The 22,962-nt window shown below is 62.6% G+C and carries 26 protein-coding genes and 1 riboswitch; of the genes, 14 read left to right on the plus strand and 12 right to left on the minus strand.

The genetic code is table 11. The features are described 5' to 3' along the window. Positions 1 to 301 (plus strand): hypothetical protein (locus DC347_RS19525; RefSeq protein ID WP_206073971.1); only part of this gene is annotated, 301 nt, incomplete at its 5' end. A gap of 674 nt (positions 302 to 975) precedes the next feature. Here the strand turns inward: DC347_RS19525 and DC347_RS19535 are convergent. Then, positions 976 to 1,746, minus strand: a complete 771-nt coding sequence (locus DC347_RS19535; RefSeq protein ID WP_240617870.1) for a M23 family metallopeptidase — start codon at positions 1,744 to 1,746, stop codon at positions 976 to 978. A gap of 5 nt (positions 1,747 to 1,751) precedes the next feature. Beyond that, positions 1,752 to 1,955, minus strand: a riboswitch (cyclic di-AMP (ydaO/yuaA leader). Positions 1,956 to 2,850: 895 nt separating this feature from the next. On the opposite strand from DC347_RS19535, the gene DC347_RS19540 reads away from it, so the two are divergent. The 6 genes from DC347_RS19540 to DC347_RS19565 all read left to right on the plus strand — a co-directional run bounded on the left by DC347_RS19540 (position 2,851) and on the right by DC347_RS19565 (position 6,656). Next, positions 2,851 to 3,264 carry a four-helix bundle copper-binding protein gene (locus tag DC347_RS19540; protein WP_109864155.1) on the plus strand — a complete coding sequence of 138 codons (414 nt, stop codon included), beginning with the start codon at positions 2,851 to 2,853 and terminating at the stop codon, positions 3,262 to 3,264. A 793-nt stretch (positions 3,265 to 4,057) separates the two neighbouring features. Further along, complete coding sequence (locus tag DC347_RS19545) at positions 4,058 to 4,261, plus strand: multicopper oxidase domain-containing protein (RefSeq protein WP_240617871.1); 204 nt, start codon at positions 4,058 to 4,060, stop codon at positions 4,259 to 4,261. A 131-nt stretch (positions 4,262 to 4,392) separates the two neighbouring features. Further along, the gene (locus tag DC347_RS19550) at positions 4,393 to 5,025 is read left to right on the plus strand and encodes a DUF3105 domain-containing protein (protein ID WP_109864156.1); all 633 of its coding nucleotides are present in this window, start codon (positions 4,393 to 4,395) and stop codon (positions 5,023 to 5,025) included. Between the two features lie 55 nt (positions 5,026 to 5,080). Further along, the gene (locus tag DC347_RS19555) at positions 5,081 to 5,572 is read left to right on the plus strand and encodes a hypothetical protein (protein ID WP_240617872.1); all 492 of its coding nucleotides are present in this window, start codon (positions 5,081 to 5,083) and stop codon (positions 5,570 to 5,572) included. Positions 5,573 to 5,649: 77 nt separating this feature from the next. Further along, positions 5,650 to 6,132: a hypothetical protein gene (locus DC347_RS19560; RefSeq protein WP_109864157.1), complete on the plus strand. Its 483-nt coding sequence runs from the start codon at positions 5,650 to 5,652 to the stop codon at positions 6,130 to 6,132. A 113-nt stretch (positions 6,133 to 6,245) separates the two neighbouring features. Beyond that, complete coding sequence (locus DC347_RS19565) at positions 6,246 to 6,656, plus strand: four-helix bundle copper-binding protein (protein WP_109864158.1); 411 nt, start codon at positions 6,246 to 6,248, stop codon at positions 6,654 to 6,656. A 42-nt stretch (positions 6,657 to 6,698) separates the two neighbouring features. Here the strand turns inward: DC347_RS19565 and DC347_RS19570 are convergent, their stop codons facing one another. Further along, positions 6,699 to 7,301 (minus strand): TetR/AcrR family transcriptional regulator, encoded by a 603-nt coding sequence (locus DC347_RS19570; RefSeq protein ID WP_109864159.1) that lies wholly within the window; start codon positions 7,299 to 7,301, stop codon positions 6,699 to 6,701. 106 nt (positions 7,302 to 7,407) lie between these two features. Here DC347_RS19570 and DC347_RS19575 point away from each other — a divergent pair, with 106 nt between their 5' ends. Both DC347_RS19575 and DC347_RS19580 read left to right on the plus strand, forming a co-directional pair. Next, positions 7,408 to 7,668, plus strand: a complete 261-nt coding sequence (locus tag DC347_RS19575; RefSeq protein WP_109864160.1) for a hypothetical protein — start codon at positions 7,408 to 7,410, stop codon at positions 7,666 to 7,668. A gap of 55 nt (positions 7,669 to 7,723) precedes the next feature. Beyond that, positions 7,724 to 8,191 (plus strand): DUF2269 domain-containing protein, encoded by a 468-nt coding sequence (locus DC347_RS19580; protein WP_240617873.1) that lies wholly within the window; start codon positions 7,724 to 7,726, stop codon positions 8,189 to 8,191. Between the two features lie 91 nt (positions 8,192 to 8,282). Here DC347_RS19580 and DC347_RS19585 read toward each other — a convergent pair whose 3' ends face one another. Both DC347_RS19585 and DC347_RS19590 read right to left on the minus strand, forming a co-directional pair. After that, positions 8,283 to 9,194, minus strand: a complete 912-nt coding sequence (locus tag DC347_RS19585; RefSeq protein WP_109864162.1) for a hypothetical protein — start codon at positions 9,192 to 9,194, stop codon at positions 8,283 to 8,285. A gap of 258 nt (positions 9,195 to 9,452) precedes the next feature. Further along, complete coding sequence (locus tag DC347_RS19590; RefSeq protein WP_109864163.1) at positions 9,453 to 11,495, minus strand: ATP-binding protein; 2,043 nt, start codon at positions 11,493 to 11,495, stop codon at positions 9,453 to 9,455. A gap of 996 nt (positions 11,496 to 12,491) precedes the next feature. Here DC347_RS19590 and DC347_RS21745 point away from each other — a divergent pair. Next, entirely contained in the window at positions 12,492 to 13,229 is a 738-nt protein-coding gene (locus tag DC347_RS21745) for a hypothetical protein (RefSeq protein WP_165838086.1), read from the plus strand. A gap of 313 nt (positions 13,230 to 13,542) precedes the next feature. On the opposite strand, the gene DC347_RS21750 is transcribed toward DC347_RS21745, so the two are convergent. Both DC347_RS21750 and DC347_RS19600 read right to left on the minus strand, forming a co-directional pair. After that, positions 13,543 to 13,713: a hypothetical protein gene (locus tag DC347_RS21750; RefSeq protein WP_165838087.1), complete on the minus strand. Its 171-nt coding sequence runs from the start codon at positions 13,711 to 13,713 to the stop codon at positions 13,543 to 13,545. Between the two features lie 10 nt (positions 13,714 to 13,723). After that, positions 13,724 to 14,575, minus strand: coding sequence for a hypothetical protein (locus DC347_RS19600; protein WP_109864164.1), 852 nt, complete (start codon positions 14,573 to 14,575; stop codon positions 13,724 to 13,726). 473 nt (positions 14,576 to 15,048) lie between these two features. Between DC347_RS19600 and DC347_RS21755 the strand changes: the two genes are divergently transcribed. Then, complete coding sequence (locus tag DC347_RS21755) at positions 15,049 to 15,225, plus strand: hypothetical protein (protein WP_165838088.1); 177 nt, start codon at positions 15,049 to 15,051, stop codon at positions 15,223 to 15,225. A gap of 822 nt (positions 15,226 to 16,047) precedes the next feature. Here the strand turns inward: DC347_RS21755 and DC347_RS22030 are convergent. The 3 genes from DC347_RS22030 to DC347_RS19610 form a co-directional block, all read right to left on the minus strand. After that, positions 16,048 to 16,902 carry a C40 family peptidase gene (locus tag DC347_RS22030; RefSeq protein WP_133247112.1) on the minus strand — a complete coding sequence of 285 codons (855 nt, stop codon included), beginning with the start codon at positions 16,900 to 16,902 and terminating at the stop codon, positions 16,048 to 16,050. Positions 16,903 to 17,168: 266 nt separating this feature from the next. Beyond that, positions 17,169 to 17,669 carry a hypothetical protein gene (locus DC347_RS21555; RefSeq protein ID WP_133247113.1) on the minus strand — a complete coding sequence of 167 codons (501 nt, stop codon included), beginning with the start codon at positions 17,667 to 17,669 and terminating at the stop codon, positions 17,169 to 17,171. Positions 17,670 to 17,903: 234 nt separating this feature from the next. Further along, complete coding sequence (locus tag DC347_RS19610; RefSeq protein WP_109864166.1) at positions 17,904 to 18,884, minus strand: hypothetical protein; 981 nt, start codon at positions 18,882 to 18,884, stop codon at positions 17,904 to 17,906. A gap of 102 nt (positions 18,885 to 18,986) precedes the next feature. On the opposite strand from DC347_RS19610, the gene DC347_RS19615 reads away from it, so the two are divergent. Continuing rightward, positions 18,987 to 19,310, plus strand: a complete 324-nt coding sequence (locus tag DC347_RS19615; protein ID WP_109864167.1) for a helix-turn-helix transcriptional regulator — start codon at positions 18,987 to 18,989, stop codon at positions 19,308 to 19,310. Between the two features lie 36 nt (positions 19,311 to 19,346). Here the strand turns inward: DC347_RS19615 and DC347_RS19620 are convergent, their stop codons facing one another. Then, entirely contained in the window at positions 19,347 to 19,844 is a 498-nt protein-coding gene (locus DC347_RS19620; protein ID WP_109864168.1) for a hypothetical protein, read from the minus strand. A 194-nt stretch (positions 19,845 to 20,038) separates the two neighbouring features. On the opposite strand from DC347_RS19620, the gene DC347_RS22200 reads away from it, so the two are divergent. Next, entirely contained in the window at positions 20,039 to 20,362 is a 324-nt protein-coding gene (locus DC347_RS22200; protein WP_109864169.1) for a helix-turn-helix domain-containing protein, read from the plus strand. Between the two features lie 495 nt (positions 20,363 to 20,857). Here the strand turns inward: DC347_RS22200 and DC347_RS19630 are convergent, their stop codons facing one another. Together DC347_RS19630 and DC347_RS21760 are read right to left on the minus strand one after the other, a co-directional pair. Further along, the gene (locus DC347_RS19630; protein WP_109864170.1) at positions 20,858 to 21,598 is read right to left on the minus strand and encodes a hypothetical protein; all 741 of its coding nucleotides are present in this window, start codon (positions 21,596 to 21,598) and stop codon (positions 20,858 to 20,860) included. Between the two features lie 346 nt (positions 21,599 to 21,944). After that, positions 21,945 to 22,112 carry a hypothetical protein gene (locus DC347_RS21760; RefSeq protein ID WP_165838089.1) on the minus strand — a complete coding sequence of 56 codons (168 nt, stop codon included), beginning with the start codon at positions 22,110 to 22,112 and terminating at the stop codon, positions 21,945 to 21,947. A gap of 337 nt (positions 22,113 to 22,449) precedes the next feature. Here DC347_RS21760 and DC347_RS19635 point away from each other — a divergent pair. Continuing rightward, a partial coding sequence (locus DC347_RS19635) for a hypothetical protein (protein WP_133247115.1) occupies positions 22,450 to 22,962 on the plus strand: 513 nt, incomplete at its 3' end.

Genomic DNA, 22,962 nt, shown 5'->3' on the forward strand with positions numbered 1-22,962 from the left:
CAAAACCGGGGGCAGTCCCTGGTCCTCGGACCGTCGGGTAGGACGGCTTAGGTACCCTGTCCAGCTCTATGAGGCGTTTCTGTCATTGCTGATCGGCCTCGGAACGCTGGCCGTGACGCTGGCAGGGCCACCGAGCATTCCCGGGCTGGTCTTCGTCGGCTCCATCATGGTCTACACCCTGGGCCGGCAGTTGCTCTTCCCGTTGCGGGTGGAGTCCCGCACACGGCGGGGGCGAACACTGACCATTGTGGTGTGCACCCTGATTCTGGGCGCAGACATCATGCTGGCCGTCTTGTCCTGATCGTCACTACGGCAAAGTGAGGCCAAGCACCAACAGGCACTCAGTTCCCCCGGCCGGGGCTACGCCCGCCATGGCCTTCACGGCCATGTGCTGAGCGAGGAACCACCCAACCGGGTACCTGGGCGACACGGCCTGCCGCGGGAGCCGCGGGCTCATCCCCGTCCGGGGCCCTCACCGCCCGGTCCGCTTCCGTTGGTCGCCTCGGTTTCGTTGACCCCAGGCTGGCTGCGGGCATCATCCGTTTCTTCCGAAACGGGTTCGCTTCCTTGCTCGAACTGCGCTCGGTAACGTACACGCCGGATTCGTCTGGTCATGGAAACCATGAGCAGGACAACTCCGATGACCATGAACGCCGTCATCGCGAAACCCAGGAATCCGGGAGTTACCTGATCCGCGTCCAGCCCTGGCCTCAGACCCTCGTTGCCTGGAGCCGGGGCCGGCGTCGTAGCCAAGGCGTAAAGACCCGCGGCAACAATTGGGATTTGCACTGTATAGTCCTTTGTCCGGCTCGTTGTGTGGGCGCCCGCAGATGGCCCTCGTGCGTAATCCGCCCGAGCCCGCTGAGCGCGGTCCGTCAGGACCGCAGAGAAACAGGGTGCAGGACGCACCCGCTACTGTACCGCTTCATTGCGCGGCTGCCGCTTTTCACAGCAGTCAGCGCAGCCATCTACCTCTTAGATGAAGGCAGCCGGGTCGACGGTCTGGCCGTTGACCATGACCTCGAAGTGAAGGTGGCAGCCGGTGGAGGCACCGGTTGTGCCTACCCCTGCAATCTGCTGGCCCTGAGCCACGGACTGCCCGACCGAGACACCGATAGTGGACAGGTGGTTGTAGGTGGTCTTCAGTCCGTTGCCGTGATCGACGACGATCCGGTTGCCGCTGCCGTACGGACTCCAGCCGGCCTCGGTGACGGCGCCGGAACCGGCGGCGAAGACCGCCGTCGTGCACGCACCGGTCAAATCGATTCCGGTGTGCAGCTCCGCGGCGGCCCCGGTGATCGGGCTGGTTCTGAAGCCGAAGGGGGAGCTGACGTTAATCGACGCGAGCGGGGCACGCAACCCCTTGGAAGGGGATGCCGGGGCGTGGGCGACCTCGGGTGCTTTGACCGCCCCTGCGGGCTGCGCCGGCGCAGCGGGCGCAGGCGCTGGCTGGGAGGTCACCTCCGGGCGGTCAAATGTGAGGACAGTGTCGGCTGCTGCCGTGACCGCCGTTTCCGGGGCCGGGGCTGCCACGGCGGCTGGCCGGGGCTGGGCCGCAGCGCGGCTGCCGGGGTCTGCCTGCGCCGCGGACAGGGCAGTGAGGGCGATCATTCCCGTGACGGCTGCTGTTAGGCCGAACTGCTGGCTGCGGAGCCGGAACGTGGGTTCACGGAAGAACGGCGGGCGGCGTGCTGAGGCAGCGGCCGGAAGTGCGCGGCGACGGCCGTGTTTTGGCTGGGCAGACAAGATAGCGGTCCTCTCGGCGCCGGCGAAGTTAGCTGTCGGATTCGGACGAGTGGACTGTCCGGCTGCCCTGCAGGACGCGATTGGGACGCGTGGTCACAGGGTCGGCTTCACCCCAAGGTGCACCATGGCACACCGTATGTGGGTCCTCCGCCCCCGCCTGAGAAAGATCAGGATCACGGACCGCCGGCGGGGTTTGGCGAAGCGGTCACATCCATACCCGTTGGGGGTATGTGTTGGTACGACTCTAGCGAAGCGTCGGCGTAGGTTACAAATCCGTTATCAAAGGCGCTCCGGGCTTAAGGGGGCAGGGATGGTGACTGGCGGGGCACCGGAAGGATACGCTGGGCGAGACTTGCCCCCAGGAGAGACCAGATGGCCCTTCAACGTTCGACGCCTCCACTGCTGGTCCGCAGGCTTGCGGCGCTGCGGGCTGTCCTTTCCTGCCTCGTGATCGTCCTCCTAGTGGCCGGGCCAGTTGCCTTCTGTAATGGGCAGGCCCACGTGGTGGGGGTGTCCGACCCTAGCCCTTACTCCGCCGCACAGCGCCAGCGCCAGACTTTGATCCCCGGGGGACAGGAGAATCCTCGGGGACGTTCGGACAGAGTGACGCCGGTCGGAGCCCAATCCGCCTCCGACGTGCTCCGCGGGGTCCCGCGCAGCGGGTGCCACGAGGCCGGAGACACCCGGTCAGTCAGTCCACGGTCGTGGCCCGTTGCTGTGACCGACGCGGCGCAGCCAAGGCCCGGAGTGCTCCTCCCTGATTTCGCGGGTCCGCGCGCCCGGCCCCCGGCATCCCACATCGCTAACAGGCCCCAAGCACCGCTGAGCCGGCAGGCGCTAACCCTAACTCAACTGTCTGTCAGTCGGACATAAAAGGGCACGTTCTCCACGTCCGGCCGCGCGAACGCCAGGCCATAGGGCCTGCAAGTGGCACCCTTCGACCGGGCTGGCGTAAACACCGCGTGCGGCCGCCCTTTGGGTCCTGCCTTCAGCGATCAGAAGGAGGCCCGAGAGAGAACATCAGCCAAACAGCCGGCACATCAGAAACATCAGCCGGTCTCCGCACCAGGTTCCTCCCGTTCAGTATTGGAAAGAGAGAAAGAAATGACACACGGAAGCACCCACAAGATGCTCGATGCCTACCCGAAGGATCTTGGCGGCATCGATCAGCACATGCTCGCCGAATGCATTGCAGCGTGCTTTGACTGCTCACAGGCCTGTACCGCCTGCGCTGATGCCTGCCTCGGCGAAGACATGGTCGCCGAGTTGACCAAATGCATCCGCACCGATCTTGACTGTGCAGACATCTGCGCGGTCACGGCAAACGTCCTCTCCCGCCACACCGCCTTTGATGCCAACGTCACCCGCGCGGTGCTCCAGGCCTGTGCCACAGCGTGCAAAGCCTGCGCCGAGGAATGCGAACAACACGCAGGCATGCATGAACACTGCCGGCTCTGTGCCGAGGCATGCCGCCGTTGCGAAAAGGCATGCAACGACCTTCTCAGCTCGCTCGGCTGACCCTGCCCCAGGGCCCTACCCAACGGTGACCGGAGATCCAACGCCTTCCGGCACCCGCGGGAAGGCCTGCCCTGCAGCATCCCGGACTTAAGGCAACCCCAATGCGTCCCTGAGCACTGCCACCGGAGCATCCAGGGGATGAAAATGCCAGTCGAATCGTTAATCCGCGTATGGGCGCGACCAGCGCCACGGATCTCTTCGACCGTGGCGCCATCGTCCGTCGAAAGGAATAAATGAAACCCAGGCAGTCCTCAGCCCCGAGTCAAGGGTCCATCCCACCCGCCGGCAGCACCCTGGCCGGGATAGCTGCCCCGTCCGGGAGCACAGTCGACGACCCGCAACTGCGGCGAATGCTGATCACCCACATGCATTGCGGTGAGCCTATGCGTCTGGTCCCAGCCGACAAAATGCCTGCACTTCTCTTCCCGGAGGCATTGGTCAGTCACGCCCCTGAGCTATCTGGGGGCGTGCTGATGTACCGGTGCGCCTGTGGCACTTTTGATCGGAGCCCAGACTGACAGCCCCGGGGTGGACCGCGGCGGCCGGTCCCGGGCTGCCGACAGGCGCAGGTCCCAAGGAAACGTTTCCTGCTCAGGGCACCGGGCGGAGCCCGGCCAAGGTCACTTTGACCAGCCGGTGAACGGCCTCCGGCGATGTCAGACCGGCGGCCGCTTCGAGGGCATGAAGGCAGATATCAACGGGCACCGCTTCGATATGAAAAAGCCCTTCGACAAGCCCTTCAACGTCAGGACGGGGGAACGGAGTTTAGGTCAAATTCATTAACGACAGCGACATGTGGCACCCCATGCACCTCCTCCATGGGCATACCTTCCAGGTCGGCCTCGACTGGGCCCGTAAAGACACTGTCATTGTCCTGCCCAAGCAGACCGTCACCGTCATCTTTGACGCCGACAACCCCGGCCAATGGCTCGCGCACTGCCACAACGCCTACCACGCAGAACGGGGCATGATGGCCCTCTTCTCCTACATCAAATGACGGATCCCCATGCAATCCTCGGCATCAACAGATTTCTTCCAGCGCCTCAGGTCACGTCCCCGTTCTTCCGTCGGCAAGGCGGACGCCGATAATTCGGAGGATTCCGCCCAGCATCGCAAAGGAGCATCCGCATGAGCAACGCCAGAGAACGACGTGCAGAACATCAGGCGATCGTTGCCGCTGTCCGGGCCAAGCAAAAAGCCAAACAGCGCCGATGGAGCATCCTCCTTTACGGCAGCTTCGGCTTGGTGCTGGCTGCTATCGTCGTCGTCGCCGTTGCCGTCACCGGCTCCATTCGGGAACGGAAGGCCGCCGCTGAGGCAGCCAAAAAACCCATCGAAGGTCTGCAGACTTTCACTGGGCTATCCAGCGATCATGTCCAGGGTGCCGTCACATACCCCCAGCAGCCGGGCGTGGGAGGGAACCACTCAGCCACGTGGACGAACTGCGGCGTCTACCCCGAACCCATCAGTGAACAACGCGCCGTCCATTCCCTGGAACACGGCGCCGTATGGCTGACCTATAACCCTGCCCTGCCGGCCGCCGAGGTCACCGAGCTCACCGATCTGGCCCAAGGGAAGCCCTATGTCCTGCTCAGCCCCGACAAGGAACAGAAAGCGCCCGTCACGGCGACAGCCTGGGGCGCGCAACTGGCGGTGCAGGAAGCCAGCGACTCCCGCCTTACGGCCTTCATCGCCGCCTATGCCCAGTCACCCAAGGCACCGGAACCCGGTGCTCCCTGCACCGGAGGGGCCAACGGATGATGTGGCACCGGACAGCCCAGAGTCCGGCCGCTCCCGGGACCGTAGGCATGGTGGAGTGACGGCGGGCGGCGATATTTGGCGCACAGATCCCGCCACGTTGCGCGATGTCATCGTGGACCGGGACGCTGTGGAAGCCCGGCTCGGGGACTGCCCCATGCTGGAGCGTGTGTGGATTCTGTCACTGCTGGACCGGCACGAGGAGGCCCTGGAAGAGGGCCACCAGCTGCTGGAGAGCTCTGAAGACTGCTTTAAACCGCTGCTGGTCCTCGCCCATGCCCACCAACGCCGGTACCGGTGGGGAGACGTCGCCCGACTGCAGGAGGAAGCGCTGCGGTTGGCGGCCACGGGCACCAGAGAGGCTCTGGTCCGCCACCACATCGGCAGACGCCTTTTCGACGAGGCACGGTACGGGGATGCCGCCGCCGAGTTCGAATGGGCCAGTGACCTGTACCGGGCGGCGGGACGCGTCCGCCTCGCCGAAGTCTCCCGCCAGGCAGCGCTGCGCAGCCGCGATGTCTACGAGCATGGGCGCACCACATGGCACTGAAAGCGCAGATCCTAGCTGCCTCCCAGGAAGCCGTCCGATGCCCGGCCCCAGGGCAGCCGGGACAGGAGGGCCTGACCATGCGTGACCCGTTCCTGCTCCTGTTCGGTGTGGCCATCGTTGCGGCCGCCATCGCAGCGGGGATTGCCCTGACCAGAGGCGGCATCCGGACCGCGGCCGACCGACCGCGCGCCGGGGCGAACCGGCAGGACCAGACAGCAGCTAAAGGGGTGCGCCACCGCTGGGGACTTGCAAGCTGCGTGGCCGTGGCCGCGGCCGGTCTTTACATCGCCGTGGTCTACGGAATCGGCACCTCGCCCTCCGCGGTGTCCGGCATCACCGTGGAACTCGGCTTTGCCATGATGGTCCTCGCCGTCGTGTGGTTCATCTTCCGCCAGGAGGTCCTGAGCTACCAGCTTCGGATCGCAGCAGCACTGTACGACACCGCGGTGCCGGCAGAGCCGGAACAGGTCAGGGCCGCCGAAGCAGTCGGATCGTTCCTTCGCCTGGTGCTCTTCCTGCCTGGACTCTTCGTCGTGCTGGCCAAGTTGATCCTTCGCTAGAACGCCTGTCGCCTGGTGGTGCCAGCGAGAGAGGCTGACGGCGTGACCGCGGCGGGTCTAGGGTGGGGCGTGACGGCCGGCAATGGCCCGGCCGCAGTGACAGGAGCTGCATCATGACTCATCACATCAGTGCGATGCTCGGTGCCCACCCTAAGGGGGTCGGCACTCTTGATCAGGACAAGCTGGCCGAGTGCATCGGAGCCTGCTTTGAATGTGCGCAGGCCTGCACGGCCTGCGCTGACGCCTGCCTGGGCGAAAAGATGGTCGCCGACCTTGCAGCCTGTATCCGCATGGATCTGGACTGCTCCGACATTTGCGCCGCTACCGGCAACATCCTGACCCGCCAAACCTCCACCAATACAGCCATTACGAGTGCGTTGCTTGAAGCCTGCCGGGCCGCCTGCGCCGCCTGCGCCGAAGAGTGCGAGCAGCACGCCGGCATGCACGAACACTGCAGGATCTGCGCCGAGGTCTGCCGCCGCTGCGAAGACGCCTGCGCCGCACTCCTGACTGCGGTGGGGTGAGACACCGGGCCGCCGCCCGCTGCCGGCTGGCTGATCTATCTGCTAGCCGATCTCCTCCGGCCGGAGATGCGGTGTTCCCGCCGGTGGCCGCAGTCCACTCATCGTGACTCTAACAAGCCGGTGGGCGGCTTCGCGGGAGGTCAGCCCGGCTGCCGCCTCCAAGGCGTGCAGGCAGTACCCGGCGAGCTCGTCGGGAGCGACATCGTCACGGAAGACCCCCGCCTCTGCGCCCTCGCGCAGCAGGTCAGCGAGGAAGTCGTTGAGGTGCTGCTGAGCGCGGCTCACATGTTGGCCCTGGTGCAGCCGCGCCGCCTCTGCCCCGCCATGGCGCGAGTAGGAAATCATGGCGTAGGTCTGGAGAACGGCTTCGAGCTGCCGCTCAGGGCCGTCGGCGCTGTGCCGGACGTGGGCCAGTTGTTCCAGGTGTGCCTGGACCTGGCGCTCGTGCCAGGCGTCGAGAATGGCGTCAACATCGGGAAAATACTTGTACAGAGTAGCCCGCCCGATCCCGGCTGACTGGGCAATCTGCGACATCGTCACCGAGGCCAGCCCCTGCTCCCCCACCAAAGCAGCTGTGGTGTCCAGGATGGCGGCCCGGACCGCGCTCCGGTGCGTCTCGATGGTCTGGTTCCAGAGTTTCGGCATTCCTGAATTATACGCTTCGTCGCGCCTTGGACATCTTGACGGGTACGATACATACTGTCTTATAAGAAGCGGCCGCTATGGCTAACGACTGCACGGGAGAAACGACATGACAAACGAGCGAAACCGCCCAGAAATGGGCACAGAACGCGACAGAGAGACTCTGACCGGTCCGCCCCGCTGGGTCAAAGTCTCCGCGATCGTTGCGGGCATCCTGATCCTTGTCGTCATTGCCGTCATGCTGCTCACCGGGGGTCAGCACGGCCCCGCCAGACACGGATTCGGCATTGCCGCACCCGTCTCACCCCCCGCTGCTGTGCAAAGCCAGCCTGACCCGCCCGCGTTCCGCCATGACGGCGGCCAGATGTGAGCCTCCGATGCTCCTGACATCCGCGACCCGGAAATTTGTGCTGACCCTGCATGTCATGTCCTCAGTAGGCTGGACCGGAGCTGTCGCTGTTTTCGTCGTCCTCGACATTGCGGCCCTGCCCGGGCCGGACCCTCAGCTGGGACGCGTCCTCTGGCTGGCCCTGCAGGCGTCCGTTTGGTCCCTGCTCGTTCCGCTGGCCTTCGCCTCCCTGCTGACCGGCCTCATTCTCGCGCTCGGAACGGTGTGGGGTCTGTTCCGGCATTACTGGGTGCTCTTCAAGCTCGTCCTCACGCTCATCGCGACCGTCGTGCTGGTGCTGTACACCCAGACGATCAGCACAGTAGCGGGCATGGCGGCAAACCAGGCGATGTCCGGCTTGGGCTTTCCCTCTACCCTGCTGCACACCGGCGGTGGCCTCCTGGTGTTGCTTCTGACAACCGTCCTGGCCATCTACAAGCCTCGGGGCATGACACGGTACGGCCAGCGAAAACGACTGGAGCAGCGCAAGCAGGCCGTGCCGTAACAACTGCGGCATCGTCGTGGAAAGCGGCCACGTGAGCGTTGTGGAAGCTAGGATCCGATCCAGCAGCGACGATGGGGATCAGAATGCGGATTCAGGCATCGTCTGGGTTATCGAGTTGCTTACGCAGCCGCTGGACCTCGGCCTCGGCCGCGGCAAGTCGGGCCGCAATCTTCTTCCGGTCGATGTTTGGCGACGGGGCCGGTGCCGGACTCGTCTTCGAGACTAGCCAGCCGATCCGCTGGTAGCCAGTGATCCGCCGGACGTGCGTACACGTGAAGCAGTCTCTCTCTGGTTCGGGGCGCGGCCAGCGCAGGTCGATCATCTTCCGGATGTGGTCTCGCTCGGGGCCCTCGTGTGGCCAACCAGTGTGCCCTTCCGCGGCCCAGCTTTCCTCGAAGTCGCGGCGGATCTCCTCTATGCGCTCCTCGGACACCAGCCTGGGCCCGTTCTCAGGCTTCCAGTCCACGTCGGTGCAGACCTGCGCGTAGTGCCCGCAGGCGAGCTTGACCCGCCAAAACGCCGACGAGTGCGGCTCGGGTTTCCGAATCTTCGCCCAGTCTTCAGCATCCATCCAGTCGTACTCCGGTTCCTCGGGATCAGCCGGGAACTCCGTGACCTTCCGATCAACCCACTCGACGATGTCGCGATATGGCTTCTGGGTACGCCCGTGGTCGGTCGTGCACCAGTACTCTCCTGAGGGAAGCCTGCATCGGGTGATGAGGTCGAGGTAGCTGCGATCGTCCGGATACTTGTCCTCTCCGCGCGTGTAGACCTCGCGTGTACATCCGCACTCCAACTGGACGCGCCAGCGAAACATGTCCTTGGGTTCTGGGACGAAGAGAGGCCAGAACACCGGCTGGTACCGCTGCCGTAGCTCGGCCACAGCCTTCTCGAACTCCCGGAGCGCCTCCTTCTGGGGCCGCGCCCGCCCAGGTACTCGCTTCAGCAGTTTTCCGGTTTCACGTGTCTGGTCGTCGACCGGGGCAGTCTCGCCGACGCTCATTATTCAATGCTCGTCCACAGCGTCACCCAAGTCTAGGAACAGGCCGGACATCATCCCGAAAACGTAGCTTTGAACAAAAGCCAGGTCCTGCGCAGTTCCAGCTGATGGTTTCTCGTTCGGCTAACAGGTTGGCACCATATCCCCCATGCCTCTCCACGATGCGCACGTGGGGAATTTTCTTCTGCCTTGCACCGGGAGCACCTCGGCGACAATGGCCAAATCAGTTGCGCGGACTGGGACGATACGAAAACGTGCGCGCTAGCTAGAGGGCAAGCCCAGCTTGTCGAAGAATGCCCTGTTCCGTTCAGTGGCCGCGTTGACGAGCCGGTCAAAGTTCATGACCTCGATGTAAGCCTTATACGGTTCGTTGAAGCCGAAATAACCGAGGCCGTCGTGGGTCGGGCGCAGGCCCGCATACTTGCACCGGTCGATCATCGTCGGCGTAAGATCTGCGACGACGTAGCAGAACGCGGGCAGCTCCGGTGTCTCAGGGATCGGGCGTCCGGATGCTGTCTTAACCCCGCCGGCGCGTACACGTTTGACGTAGTCCAGGCACTGCTGGATCGGGTCTTTGTCCTCCGAAGCGTCGTTGCGCATCGGCCGCTTGATTTCAATCACGACAATCGACGGCAGCGGGAGCTTCTCCCCCTCTGCCGCAAGTACCGGAGTGTCAACAAGCCGAGTCGCGATCACATCCGGTTCCTTCATGGAATCGGACCCGGTGATCGGCATGCTCTTGAGCGTTTTGTCAGAGGCGAGGTAGTCGTGAAACGCAAGCCGCTCATCGATAATCCACAGGTTTGAGGCGTCGGTCCCGATCTCGTTCGAGGTGGTCCGCATAGGGATAAGCAGCGAGTGGATAACGTCCTCTCTCCTGTATTTGCCCTGTTCGTCGGACCTGATCAGGCGGGCGAGGATGTCGAGGATCGTACGCCGTCGAAACACGTACGCGGCCAAGTCTGACTGGTTGATCTCAGTAACCGTGTCAAGGTAGTGGGTGAGGCGTTCCTCGTAGTTCTCCATAGGCACGGAGCCAACTTCAGCGAACACAACCTGGCCCTCGGCGATGGCGTCGGCTTCGAGTTTCTGCAGGTTTCTGTGGAGAAGAAGCTCCAGGTCCTGATCCTTTATGGATGGGTCGACTGTAACGCCCAGTGACTCAAGTCGAGTCAGAACTGGCCTGTACCGCGGCGCACGATTGCTCACGAAGTCGTTGACCCGGGCCGCGCCCTCTTTACGGGCTGCGGTGAGCGGAGCGGCGAGGATTTTCTCCACTTCTTGCAGCACCCCAGCGCGGATATCGTCCAGCGAAATATCGTCCACCAGAGGCGTGCCCGCGACCCGTTCACTGATGTCGAAGGCAGTTCGATCCGAGCGAACATGAGCATCAAGGTAATCGGAGGACAGATAGCAAACGTACGTGAACTCGGCGGATGTCTCGTCCTTGAGCCTGCCGTAGAGCCCGGGTACCTTGCTTGTGATGTTCTCCTCCAGGACCACGCGGCTCGCGGCACACCAATAGAGCTTCGGCGCAGGGTTCCGTGTGGACGACTTGAGGCACAGATTGACCATGTCGAACTTCTCGCCCTTGACGTCGATCGTGGTCGTCGGCATCTCGGAGTACACGAAGTCGTCCATCAACTCCTTGAGCGACACGGCCTCATCGTCTTCGACGATCGTGACCTCCGGCGCACCGCCCGGCCGGAGGAAGTACCAGATGCAGTGCTCGAACACTTCCCGGGCGATGGCGTCGACGGTCTTCGGCGCGTTTCGCTGAAACGCATCCTTGAATCCGTCCAAGAGCACTACCGTGCCGGTGTCCTCGAATCCATCCGGGTCCTCGACATGCTCTACCTCCCGCTCGATGGAGAATCTGAACTGACGTCCACGGAGCATCCCTGCTGCACCGTCTTCGTAGGCGCTGCGGATCGAGACCCTGTCGAATGCCTTGAGCCAGAGCAGACGTCCGACGCCACGGCAACCGATCCCAGCCTTGTAGTCGCTGTCCAAGGTTTCGAATGAGGCCATGTTCTCCGGGGTGAAGCCGACACCGTTGTCCTCGATGCTGAAGCCGACGATCGGATTCAGCGCACGGCCGGGACCGGCTGAGCCGAAGCCCAGATCGTCCTGCGGGCTGCGCCGGACCTTGACCGTCAGACGCCCCCGCTCGATTGCGTCGCCGAAGCGCGCGTCAAGGGCCTGGACGCCGTTGACGACAGCCTCCAGGAGAGGCAGGAGCGCATGGCTCTTCGGCAGGCTCGTATTCCGGACGCGCCCCGCCAGAGATGTAGTCAGCGCCATGCGGCTCCTCCTTGCTCAGATGTGGCTACTCTATCCGTCAGCTCGGACATTCCTTGGCATGACGCAATCCCGGAGCTGTGGACCTACCGCAGATTGGGAGGGGAGGTGAGGAACACGGCTGCTCGTTCGTCCTGCAGGAGTGTAGGGGCTTCTACGCCCAGCGCAATTTTCATTCGCTGTCTGATCTCCGGCGACCTGACTTGGGGGAAATCTCCCCACCAGCACAGGTATTGGGCGCTAAGTCACATGCTTCACGGTCGAAAGCAGAGCGGTAAGCGCTATCACCAGGTCGATGCCCCAAGCGCACGGCCGGAAGAACCGCAGAAACAGTGCCCATCAACACCCTCCCCCAAGGCTTTAGGGCAGGCTGGGCAACGGCTGATCCGGCCCCTGTCCCTGCGGGCACGGATCTGCTAGGAGACAGCAGCCGGGGGTGGACGGATAATGAGCGGCAATGGAACCAAAAGCTGATGTTTCACGTAGCCCCAGCCCAAGGGAAGAGTGGGCCTACAGGCTGCGTGACGATGCGCCGTCCGAGCGGGTGCACATCGTGGCGGTGCACCAGGAGGGTCGAAGATTCCGGGTCGACATCCGTCACTTGCACGGCCATCCACCGGGCAGGGAAGAGAACGTCCCTCGTTCCCGGCTCAAGTGCCGTGGGAAGACGTAGTCCCGTACAACGCCTCCATGGATGGCTGGAGGCGGCTCAAGGCCGAGTCCATCGACGACCATGAGGCGTCGGCCCTGTGGGCGGCCCTTGAGTTGGTTGTACCTTTGAGGTCGCCGAGCTGTCTGTCGCCTCAAGCGACGATTCGTTGACGGTCCACGATCACATCGCCTTCGAAACGCTAACCGGGCAGACCGTGGCCGCCGCGCATCTGAAGATACGGAGCCTTCTTGGCGGCGAGTCCTGCCTGCTTCATCTACGCGTGACACCGCTGTTCTTGTCGGACCTCCTAGTTAGCGTTAAGCCTGACGACACTATTAGGGGGACACATGTTTGACCGAGACACCGAGTACCCAACAGCCGTAGCGAGCTACGATGACGAGGGCATCAGCGCGGCGATCGACTGGTGCGTCGAACAGATGCAGACGGATGACACGCTCTCTGTCTGGACGGCACTACAGTCGAACCTCGGCAACTGCGACGCCTTGGAGCGCCTCGTGCAGCGACACAGCAACGTGTCGCATATCACCGGTCGTGGTGGCGGGACGCCACAAGGTACCGGTACCGTGCTGATGGCTTGGCCGGACATGGACGACATCGGGAAGCTGGTGCGCTACGGCCACGGGATCCGCGCCATCTGCGTCATCACTTGGAACGCCGACCGAATCCGCTCGTGGGTCACGGCGATGAAACCGGACATTCTTGGCGACGGCTCGGACTGGAAGCCTCCCTCCGCCGAACTCGACCCGATCGTCATGGAGGCTCTGAGAAGCCTGACGCTTACGGTGAACCACAACAACACGATATCGGCCGGCTTTGAGAAGGATCAGGTGGTCGGCGTACTCCTGGCGCTGCGCGACGCCAGAATCCCGATGGACGCCGACGCCATGCAGGGCTGGGCCCTTGCTCAAGGGTGGGCCGGCAAGAATCCGGAGCGGCTGGCGCAGTACGTCCGGGACATCAACGGCGGGAAGCGCCCGCGAGCCCGGCACGTGCTCCGTACGGACTATATCGACTACCTGCGGCAGAAGCTGGCATCGGGTGACGATCCTGACGCTGAGGATTAGGAATCGCAGTCGGGTAATTGACTACCCATCTTCTGGCTCCTCTGCGAGTCCGAAGTGCGCGGCGATGTCGCTGAGTCGTCATCCCAGCTTTGAGGTCGCACGTCGTGCATGACGAGCGCCGGGCAGGAGCTCGGAAAGGGCTCTGTCTACCCGAAGAGCACTGCTCCGCATGGTGAGAAATGCCCGTAATTACAGGGAACACATCACATAATTACTTAAGGACATACCCCCGGAGGACCGCGCACTTAAGTGTGCATGCGCTCTGGAATGCGGTTATGTCCCTAAACAGGCATTCGGGCGAGGGAGTCCGGGATCAGATCTCGTCGAACGGCAGCTGGACGACCGCATCGCCCGGGTCTTCGGTGCCCGAGGGCGGAGCTGCGCTCGGGTGGTCCTGGTACAGCGCGTCGGAGGTGATCTGTTCGTAGGCGTCCGAGATGCCTGCGCCCCTGGTCCCGAGGAGCTGCTCCCAGTCGAATCCCATGCACACGATTTTATCGGCCGTTATCGAACTCGCGAAGGATCGCCTCGACACGCGCGGTCAGTTCGTCGGCGCGCTTGAGGACCTGCTCTTCCTCCTCGCGCGACATCTGCCGCCGGAGGCTGGCCTGCATCGCAGCCGCAGCAGGCCCCGGCCCAGGTGCGGGCTCCGGACCGTCGAGCAGCAGGGCAGCGGCACTGATGACAGCCGACAGCGAGGACGGGTGCATGGAGTGGTAGGGGTCGATCCACCCCCAGCGATCGACGGCGGGCAGCATGCCGACGCAGAGGTGCCAGTCCGGATTGGGGTCTGGCCGCAGGTGCCGGTGCGCAGGTCCTTCTTCGTCGCGGCGGTGCCCCAGGGCCCGGACGGAACCGTGCGACCATCCGTAGTTGGTGCCGAGCACATCGAGCCACGACCAGGTGACGCACGCCGGACAGGCATCCGGTTCCGGGGTGACGCCGATCTGCCCGCGCACCCGGTTCATTGCGTCCGGCGGCAGTCTCAGCGCACCTGACCTGTCCAGCCCGAGGCCTCCGTGGGAGGGCGGTGCCAGCAGAACCGCAGCGAAGAGCATCCGGCGCAGCCGCAGCCGGAAGACCCAGTGGGTGTCCGGGTGCTGGATGATCGCCGTCGCGCGCTGGATCAGCCGCTGAAGGGAATTGGGGTCGTCCCGGCGCCGGCGCGGCCAGGCCGGGGCAGTCTGGGGTTCGGGGGCGAGCAGCCGGCGCAGTGATGCGAGCACAGCTTTTGGCGGATCCGCCTGCCGCGAGAACAGCGTGAGCGTCGGCTCGTCGAGCCGAAAATCGGGTACACCTGCGACGGTGCACCAGTCGGTCCAGAGTTCAGGGAGTGCCGTCGTCATTCTCCTGATTGTCCCATTGGGGCCCGGTTCGGCAAGAGCGTCGCGTCACGCGAAGGTACGGACGTTCGGATGGGGCTTGAAGAACCGGGAAAAAGGCGGCTGGCATCCAGGGCGGGTCATGGTGAGCGGCGAATCGATCAGAGTCTGATCAGGTCTTAGATTTCTCTTCGCACTACCTCCCCGTGATCTTATCCGGGACGGTGCGGCGGTTGTTTTTCCCTCACCGCGTCACGCGAGGGCGGTCTTCCTCCATGCCCCGATAAGCGCACTTATCAGGGACCCAACGGCAAATGTCACTACACCGACTTGCTCCGAGCCAGATCGTGGGAAGGACAGTTCCCGCAAGCGGCCCGACGGGCCGCCCTATCCGCGGGTGGCAGATCAAGCCACTAGCACGCGAGAGGGACATGCGTGGATGATCCGAAGCGTGAACGCCTCAGCGCGTAGCAGTGACCACATTTAGAATTGATCCCATGGAGCGCAAAGGTAAAAAGGGGCAGGCTTCTTCCGAGGCCGCCGCTAAAGCCATCGCGTTGCGGCCGATCCCGCCGGAGGCCATTCGCTCCGGGGCCACTGTCGCGGCCGCCATCGCGATCCGTCGCGAGCAAGAGCGTCTGACGGCACTCGGGGGCAATCCAGACCGGCGCTGACGCGAGCTTGCGATTGGACCAGAAGTCATCCCTAAGCAGTCGGGAATTCGGCGTCCGCCGGCAACCCTGTACTGCACCTTGAACGGCCAGGGGCGCTACGCTCGGAATCCTCCGACCGCCACACGCCGGCGGGTTCCTGCGGTGGAGTAGACTCGGACCATCATGATCAGCCCGTTGCCGTCAGGCAGGCCTGATTTTCTTTGCCACTGCAGGCTCCGCTTCTCTGCGAAGGCTGCTCTCAGTTCGTCGACTGATTCGGGATGCGGTGGTGCAGCCGAACGAATTCGACGGGCACCTATTTGTCGCGGCGCCCGTGCCGTCGTAGGGCTCCGATATCAAGGCGGCGCGGGCCTCGGTTGCCTGCTTGGGCCGGCCTCGGTCTTCCAGCCCACCTCGTCCACGATCGCTCCCAAGTCTGAGCTCGAGACAGTCCATGGCGATATCAAAGGCCAATTCCATGTCGGTAACCCGCGAACCGGCTACGCACCGTCTTCCTTAGCCCCACGGGCAAAGTCGGCGAGTGACAGCGCCATCTGCGCCTTTGTGAGCAGCAGGTGTCCCCCTGCCATCCTTGATCAAGGTACTGGTCTCATGAGTAGGCGATCTCCGTCACCACGTCACCTCTCCATGCTCCTCTATATAGGCATGGTAGATCGGTTGGGATCTCGCAGTGGTCGGTGTCCCGGAAGCGGGTCTCATCGACCACACTCCGAAAGTTTTGGGGGCCAGAGGCGGGCACCCACCTCGTAACCTGCAGTCACACCGCTCAGTGAGGGGAGGTGGGTCTGACGCCAGATGCCCCACCAATCGCGACAGGAGCAGTCAGCGCGGAAGCAGATCAAAATAGGCGGTGCCAGAATTCCAGCTGATTGGGTGCAGTAATGTGCCCACGGCAGGGTTCAAGGCACTCCACATCATGCCGTTGCCGGCGTAGATGCCAACGTGCCCCCAGTTGTTCGGTCCCTGCGGATTCTGAACCACCAAATCCCCCGGCTTCGGGGTGTCCGTTTGTACCCCAACACGCCACTGCTCTACCCGGGGCAGTTCGATACCGGCCTGACGGTAGATCCATTGCACGTAACCTGAACAGTCCCATGCCTTAAATGCAGTACCGCCCCACACATACCGTCCGCCTAGACCTTCCTGCGTGAACCGTAGGATGTCCTGGCGGAGCTGACTTAGATTTTGCCAAGGGGCCCCAGACCGCTCTACGGGCGGTGACGATGAGCAAAGAGCCGGCGATGTGTCTGTTTCCAAGGCCGCAACGACGGCTGTCGCTGCCCGTTCCCAACGCGCATAGAGCTCGGGGAAAGCAGATACCTGGACCGCCTGGGCAGCCAGGCCTTTGTCCATTGCCTGCCACCCCGGTATGTCGAGCAGCCCTCGAGGACTTCCTCGGTTTGGTCCCAGTGGGCCGCCATAGAAGGCGCGGGCGTTGTAGAAAGCGTTCATTAGCTGCTCGACACTCCCCCAGCCCGCCCCGGGACGCTGTTGGGCCGATCCTATCGAGTCATGGTCACTGCCGACGCCGTCATTCGGAAAGCCCAGGGAAGCCGGCACGCTGGGGTTTGCGAGTACGCGCAATCCCGACTCCTGCATTGCCATCATGATGGCAATGATCTGTCCCGACCGGGGTACGCCGAGCTGTTTGCCGACCCCGACGTACGCGCGCGCCACGCTTTCCTGTCGCGAGTTCAGCTCGTATAGGACCTGGCTGCCATCGCGGACCTCCAGGCCACCGCCAGTCCCCGTACCCGTGCTGATAGATGCGGCATCAGCCGGAACACAAGCGACAGTTGGCTCCCTTCTCAGACCAGCAAGTAGAGCCACACCCGCGACGAACGCCATCAGGCCGAGAAGCACAAGGACAGTCGAAGCGGCAGCGACACCCTTGAGGAGTGCCCGCCTTTTAACCAGACCGGCCACGGCCATAGGACCGAGCATCAGTAGACGATCCGGTCTGCGGTCGCATAGAAGGCCACCATGACGCAGCGGTCAGCCGGAGCTGTAATCGCAGGCGGGCAGTTCAGCATCACCGTTATAGGTGCGGAATAAGCGTTTTGGTCCCTGCTCGTCTCATCGACCACTTGCACGATCACAGTGCACACATGAAGGCCTACCCAGGGAGGTGGGAATTCCTGAACTTTGGCCAACTCAAGATCGCAGCGAACAGATTGCGCTGTGCCGGTCCGGCGCGCCGACTCCCGTCCAAGGCTCGCGAAGGAAGTGGCAGTCACACCAGTGGCCTCGAACTCTTTGACTAACACCGATAAGGGGTTGGATCCATCGGGAAGCAACTCCCACCACGAGCGCACCCGTGCATACACATCCGAATACGACGACGAGCGGCTGTCCCAGGTGTAGATTCCCCTTGCTGCCTCTAAAGCGAGCGCACGGAAGTCGCGCGTTGGCGAAAGATCAACAGGCGAGGCCAGTGCGGCCACATTGGTTTCGCCAGGGAGAGCAGAGGGCGCGCCCGTTGCTGCGGGCGTCCCGGAAGGTACTGACGCTGGAGGCATGCTTGGTGTCGGGCTTGGGACCGGCGCCGCAGCGGACCTACCGACCGGCCGGAACAGGATGACAAGGCCGCCTATCAGCAACACAACGAAGAGTCCGGCAACGAACGAGCGCTGACGGCCCACCGGAAGGAGTGCACGCAGTCCCCGGCCAACCATGACTTATGCAGTCTGCCTGTTGCCCTCGTGCTGGAGCACGCGCCAAGCTGTCCGGTACAACTGCCGCGCGAAACCGATATTCACGGCGACATACCGCTCAGTGACACCAAGCTCCGTCGCCAGCGCCGCCATCTGCACAGACCTAGGCAGGCCGCGCAACCCTGGACGGACTATGGTCTCCGCGACTCTTCTCAGAACAGCCGTGGGAAGGCAATCCGCAGCGCACCGGCAAAGACCTTCCATGCTGACCCCCGGCTCGGGGTGGCAGTTCAAAGCAGCATTGATAGTCATGGCGGTCTGCCGCACGACGGTAACGGCATGCCAGCGCCTCCTGTCCCTTGGCGAGGGCGGCCCGTAATGCCTTGGCCCGACTAAGCTTGAGACAGCCAATTGCCAGGTATCCTCCCTCACGTTTTTTTGCACCAGGCCAAGCATGGCCTGAGCCCAGGCGTGATCGACATACTTCTCCGTGCTGTCCCAACCCAACCCGGCGCTGACGACAGCAAGCACTTCAGGTGAGGGTTCCGCCGTCGTGAAATCCATGAGCAGCGGCAAAGTCTGATGACTAAGTTCGCGCCGGACGTGTGCCGCGCAGATCTTGTTGCAGACACCTTGGACCCAGGCTTCGAACGGAATGCCGGGCAACTCCCGGTAGCGCCCCTTCGTCACGCCGTCCCATACGGCGACCCGGATATCCTGCATGAGGTCGTCCACATCGCACATGCGCCCAATCCGCGTAAGACGGGAAACCACGTAACCCTGAACACTGTTGACCGCGCTCATGATGCGGTCGATCGGGATATTGCACTCCCCTGCCGCAGGAGGGTTTAGCAATGAGACGTCGACAGTGATGGTCTTAACTGGTTCCCGGATGGGTTTATTTGCTTTGGCGTCGAGTTCCACGACTTCACCGCTTTTGTTCAGATCGAGTAGTAAGCAGAGTCGCGGGTAGAGCAACTCGCGGATGTGGATGCGCAGATCCACCAACGACCAGTAGAAGCTATAGAAGTTATTGTCGAAGATACTTAAAGTATCGTCAAGGGTGCCGTTCTTACTTTTTGGTCAACCTTCGGGAAGAATGTGGCTATGCCGCGGATTACCCAGCCACACGACGCCGCCTGGTCGGCTGACGTTGAGGCTGCCGTCGCCACTTTTGGCAACCGGTCGCGGAACGAGATTCTCCGATTCCTCACGGCGAATGGACCGGCGACGCGAGGCGACATTGTCGCAGCCGTCAGCGCCGGCGAACCGAGCGTAGCTAAGCACCTCACCGCCCTGGAGGACGCAGGCGTGGTGATAGTCGACGTCGAACCTGGGCGCCGGCACGGGCGCTCGCCCCGGTACTCTGCCAACGCAGCCCGAATAAAGGAACTGCTCGACGCGCACCTAGGCTACCTGCTCGAGAAGTAGTGGCAACGTTTGCGACGGCGGTAGCGCCTGTTCGATCTATTCCGCTGCTTCACCCGCGTCTGACGATGAACCCGCCGCTGCTTGCTCACCTTCCGGCCGCCGGCTGATGTCCCTGTTCAAATACTCTGTGATGACACGAAGCGTTTCCGGGGACACATCACCAAGAGTCCTGGCCGCAAACGTCTTCACACGAGCTGCGCGCAGGGACTTCACAAACTCAAGCTGTGAATCAATGCGCTCGGGCAGGTCAGCGGCCTCGCCTCCCTGCAGATACCCAGGGTCGACATTGAAGATTTCACACAGAGCTCCCAGCAACGCCGGGTCACTGACGAGTCTCCCCGTGCCGTCCTTCATGTAGAACCAGCGGGCTCTGGAAAGCTTGATTCCCCTGCTCTGCAGCTTCTGCTGAACCTCACGGAACGTGACCGGCTGACCTCGCTCGGCAACCACAACATCAAGCAGAAGGTTCAGGCGTCGCGCCAACTCTGCCTGTGGAGACGAGCCAGCACTGAATGCCTCTTGGTCAGAAGACAAGACCCGCCTCCCTTCTGGTGCGATGGTTCACGCCGACCCTGGTGCCAGTATTCCTCTGCGGAACGCCGCCTGCAATAAGGCTTGCGGGTTGCTTCCATCCCCTTACGGATGAGCGTATCGTTCTCCTGTAGACCCGTCTACAGGTCGTTCAGCTCAGTCATTCGGCGGGGGTCTCCGTGGCAGAGGACATCTTGATGAACCGGACGCGAAGCCGACTCCTTCGGTTCCTAATCGTGCATGGTCCAGCGTCTTGCGGGCATGCCTCTCGTGCCCTGGGACTTTCGCAGTCGACCGTCCGTCGACAGATCACGCTGCTGAGCGACGCCGGTCTAATCACCCCGCTAGCAGGAACCTTCGGCGCCCAAGTGGACCTAATTGAGAAGCATCTTCAGGAGCTATCCGCCGGGTTCCAATGTCCTGTTACCGACCTCAGGAACCCAGACCATGAGGACGCGCACTCGTCCGAATCGCCGTTCCACTCCTGCGAATGCCCAGGAACGTCGGAGGAAACCAGCTGAACAAGGTCGGATCGATTTTTTGAGGATTGCTCTGAAACTTCAAAAATGGAGTCGTCTGTTTCCGGCGCCATAGAGGATGAGAGTGGAGTCGCAAGCTCGCCGGCACCTGCCACCCGACGGTCGAGCGATCATTAGGATGCTCGACCCGCGGCTCGGGCGCCTACTTTGCCACTTAGTACATGCAAGCCCACCGGGCCATTGACGCATCCAAGGACCAGGCAGACAGGACCATGCTTTCAGCGCCGTTACACAGACAGAAATGAATGGCAGGATCTACCAACTGCCTGAAGTACGAAGGCAGGTACAGCTATTGGCGGAGACTTCAGAGGTAGTGCAACCATGACGTGTACCAAGCGGTTCTTGTTTAGTCTAGGAAGTTCACGCGTCCCTGGCGCGTCACATAGGGACTTGAACCGCCAGGCCCCACTTATCGCGGCGAGGCATCCCGGGCATTCCCGGTTATTGCCGCCGCACCTTGATGTCGGGGTGGTTCTCCTAGACCCAGTCGGCCATCCGGTTGCCCCGCAACGCTATGAACTTCAGCGAGGCTTCCCGAACCCTGATGTACTCGTCTTTTGTGACCGGGACGCCGGAGCGCGTGAAGACCTTATCCTCGTCATCCTCCTCGAGGAAGAAGGCGATCTTCCCCTCCGGCGTCACGAGATCCTGGAAATGGAAGAACTCCACGAACTTCTCGAACGTGCCGAAGAGTTCGAAGAAGTCCCAATAGTTAGTGATGACGTCGGCGAGGGGGCTGTCTGGTTCCTTGGCGTAGTGGCGCCGGATGCACTCCAGCGTCAGGTCCATCCGGTCCGCAATCTTTGCTCGCATTCCCCTGGCGGTGTTGAGGGTGGGCAGGTGTATTCCCCTGACGGGCCAGATCATGGCGCTGCCGATCGTGTACGGCGGGTCGAAATAGCGGCGCTTCTGCTCCTCATTCAACTGGGCCTTAGCCTCGACCAAGGCCTTGGGCTTCACCCACCTGGTGTAGGAGTTCGTGATGGCGTCACTGCCGAACGTGATCGATTTGTCGGGCGTCTGCTCGAACATCAGGTAGTTTTTCCGACGCACCTTGGGAATTTCCGAGACCGCCAGTTCGAACAGCTGGCCCCCGCATAGCTCCTTCGTCCAGAGCAGCTGATGGTCAGCCTTGAGCCGCGGACTATTGGAGTCCGCGTCCGTTCCCGGAGGCGTGGTGTCGAGAAGGTAGTCGAAGGCGATGTCGAAGACGCGCATGGAAGGAAGTCTAGGTGGCCGCCTATTGCGAACCGCGGAACCTGCGGCTGAAACAAGCTTGTCTCCCGCGGGCGGTCGCGGATGTCCCTCTGAGGGTAGACGAATTGTTAATTTACTGGCGGAAAGCACGGGCTTCCGATTGTTAAGGTCCGCCCAGAAACCCCGCAAACATAAGGACTGATTGTAAATTTTCGGGCCGAGTGGACTGTTATTATGAGTGTCGTTAAGGTATAGGCGTGGTCTTTAACGCGTCGCTGACAAAAGCTCGGCGCCGACGGACACAACCGGAGAGGTCTGCAGGATCTTGCCTTGTCCCTGCTCCGGTTCGACTCGCGCGTTGGCGGAGTCAGCTCATGTACAGTCGCGAGACCGCCCCTTGCACACGGCGTGCCGCACTGTCCCTTACCTGGGCGATGCTATTCCTGAGGCGACTGAACTGCTCGGCAACCACGGCATCGGTCTGGGCGATCGATTCTTCGTTCCGGAATTCCCACAAGACGCGCTCTCCGCTCATGGGCGGATTCTGGTCTCACACTTCGCGGAAGGGTTCGCAACTCTTTACCGGGCGACTACTCCAGAATCCATTACGTGAACGAGTTGATCGATGTGCTACGCGGCGCCCTCGGCGACACAGATGTGCAAGCGCTTGTGCACGCGGCGACGGCGGGGGGATTCCTTGTGGCAGCCCACACCACTGATACCCGTGATAAACCCAAACGCTACGCTACGAAGCCGAATTTGAAGGCCGCGCACCGGCGGTCACGCCGTGCTCCTAACGGTCACCGCACGCCGGCTGCGGCGACATCCGGCTATGCCGAAGGTGTCGGATATTCTGACCGTAAAAAGGCGAGGTGGGGCAAATTGACGAACAGCAGGCAATAGCGGCCGTAGCGAAGGCATTGAAGAGTATTCCCGAAAAGAATTTCAGCGCGTGGCCGGGCGGGTGGCCTGACCAAATCGGTTTGTCTCTCGTCGATGCCGTGTTCTCCATCCGAGCCGTCTATAAGACGAAGCACCCGGCCAAAGGCGTCCTCGGCAGGGCGAAGTTATTCCGAGACGCCTACCCCGACGCCGCAAACGACCTTGAGTGCTTGCGCAACCTAGGCGAGAAGCGAATAAGGGAGGTCATGGGGAACGGTAAAACCGTCGGACGCTTCAAGAGCGAGTGCATCATCCAAGCGGCCGACAACTTTCTTTCTCTCACTCCCCCAGTTCGCAGCGCGACGCACCTCCATGCACTCGACCCGGACCACAGAAGTGCCTACACGGAGGTAAAGGGCCTCGGCGACGTGACATACGAGTACCTCACCATGCTGCTTGGCCAGCCCGGGATCAAGGCAGACGGGACTGCCCCCGGTTTTGTT

It is taken from the genome of Pseudarthrobacter sp. AG30 (assembly GCF_003116525.1).
GTDB lineage: Bacteria > Actinomycetota > Actinomycetes > Actinomycetales > Micrococcaceae > Arthrobacter.

Excerpts from the sequence above, each read along its gene's own strand:
- DC347_RS19540 (WP_109864155.1), top strand. The coding sequence starts at position 2,851 with ATGACACACGGAAGCACCCACAAGATGCTCGATGCCTACCCGAAGGAT.
- DC347_RS19545 (WP_240617871.1), top strand. The coding sequence starts at position 4,058 with ATGTGGCACCCCATGCACCTCCTCCATGGGCATACCTTCCAGGTCGGC.
- DC347_RS19550 (WP_109864156.1), top strand. The coding sequence starts at position 4,393 with ATGAGCAACGCCAGAGAACGACGTGCAGAACATCAGGCGATCGTTGCC.
- DC347_RS19560 (WP_109864157.1), top strand. The coding sequence starts at position 5,650 with ATGCGTGACCCGTTCCTGCTCCTGTTCGGTGTGGCCATCGTTGCGGCC.
- DC347_RS19565 (WP_109864158.1), top strand. The coding sequence starts at position 6,246 with ATGACTCATCACATCAGTGCGATGCTCGGTGCCCACCCTAAGGGGGTC.
- DC347_RS19570 (WP_109864159.1), bottom strand. The coding sequence starts at position 7,301 with ATGCCGAAACTCTGGAACCAGACCATCGAGACGCACCGGAGCGCGGTC.
- DC347_RS19575 (WP_109864160.1), top strand. The coding sequence starts at position 7,408 with ATGACAAACGAGCGAAACCGCCCAGAAATGGGCACAGAACGCGACAGA.
- DC347_RS19580 (WP_240617873.1), top strand. The coding sequence starts at position 7,724 with ATGTCCTCAGTAGGCTGGACCGGAGCTGTCGCTGTTTTCGTCGTCCTC.
- DC347_RS19585 (WP_109864162.1), bottom strand. The coding sequence starts at position 9,194 with ATGAGCGTCGGCGAGACTGCCCCGGTCGACGACCAGACACGTGAAACC.
- DC347_RS19590 (WP_109864163.1), bottom strand. The coding sequence starts at position 11,495 with ATGGCGCTGACTACATCTCTGGCGGGGCGCGTCCGGAATACGAGCCTG.
- DC347_RS21745 (WP_165838086.1), top strand. The coding sequence starts at position 12,492 with ATGTTTGACCGAGACACCGAGTACCCAACAGCCGTAGCGAGCTACGAT.
- DC347_RS21750 (WP_165838087.1), bottom strand. The coding sequence starts at position 13,713 with ATGGGATTCGACTGGGAGCAGCTCCTCGGGACCAGGGGCGCAGGCATC.
- DC347_RS19600 (WP_109864164.1), bottom strand. The coding sequence starts at position 14,575 with ATGACGACGGCACTCCCTGAACTCTGGACCGACTGGTGCACCGTCGCA.
- DC347_RS21755 (WP_165838088.1), top strand. The coding sequence starts at position 15,049 with ATGGAGCGCAAAGGTAAAAAGGGGCAGGCTTCTTCCGAGGCCGCCGCT.
- DC347_RS19615 (WP_109864167.1), top strand. The coding sequence starts at position 18,987 with ATGCCGCGGATTACCCAGCCACACGACGCCGCCTGGTCGGCTGACGTT.
- DC347_RS22200 (WP_109864169.1), top strand. The coding sequence starts at position 20,039 with ATGAACCGGACGCGAAGCCGACTCCTTCGGTTCCTAATCGTGCATGGT.
- DC347_RS19630 (WP_109864170.1), bottom strand. The coding sequence starts at position 21,598 with ATGCGCGTCTTCGACATCGCCTTCGACTACCTTCTCGACACCACGCCT.
- DC347_RS21760 (WP_165838089.1), bottom strand. The coding sequence starts at position 22,112 with ATGAGCGGAGAGCGCGTCTTGTGGGAATTCCGGAACGAAGAATCGATC.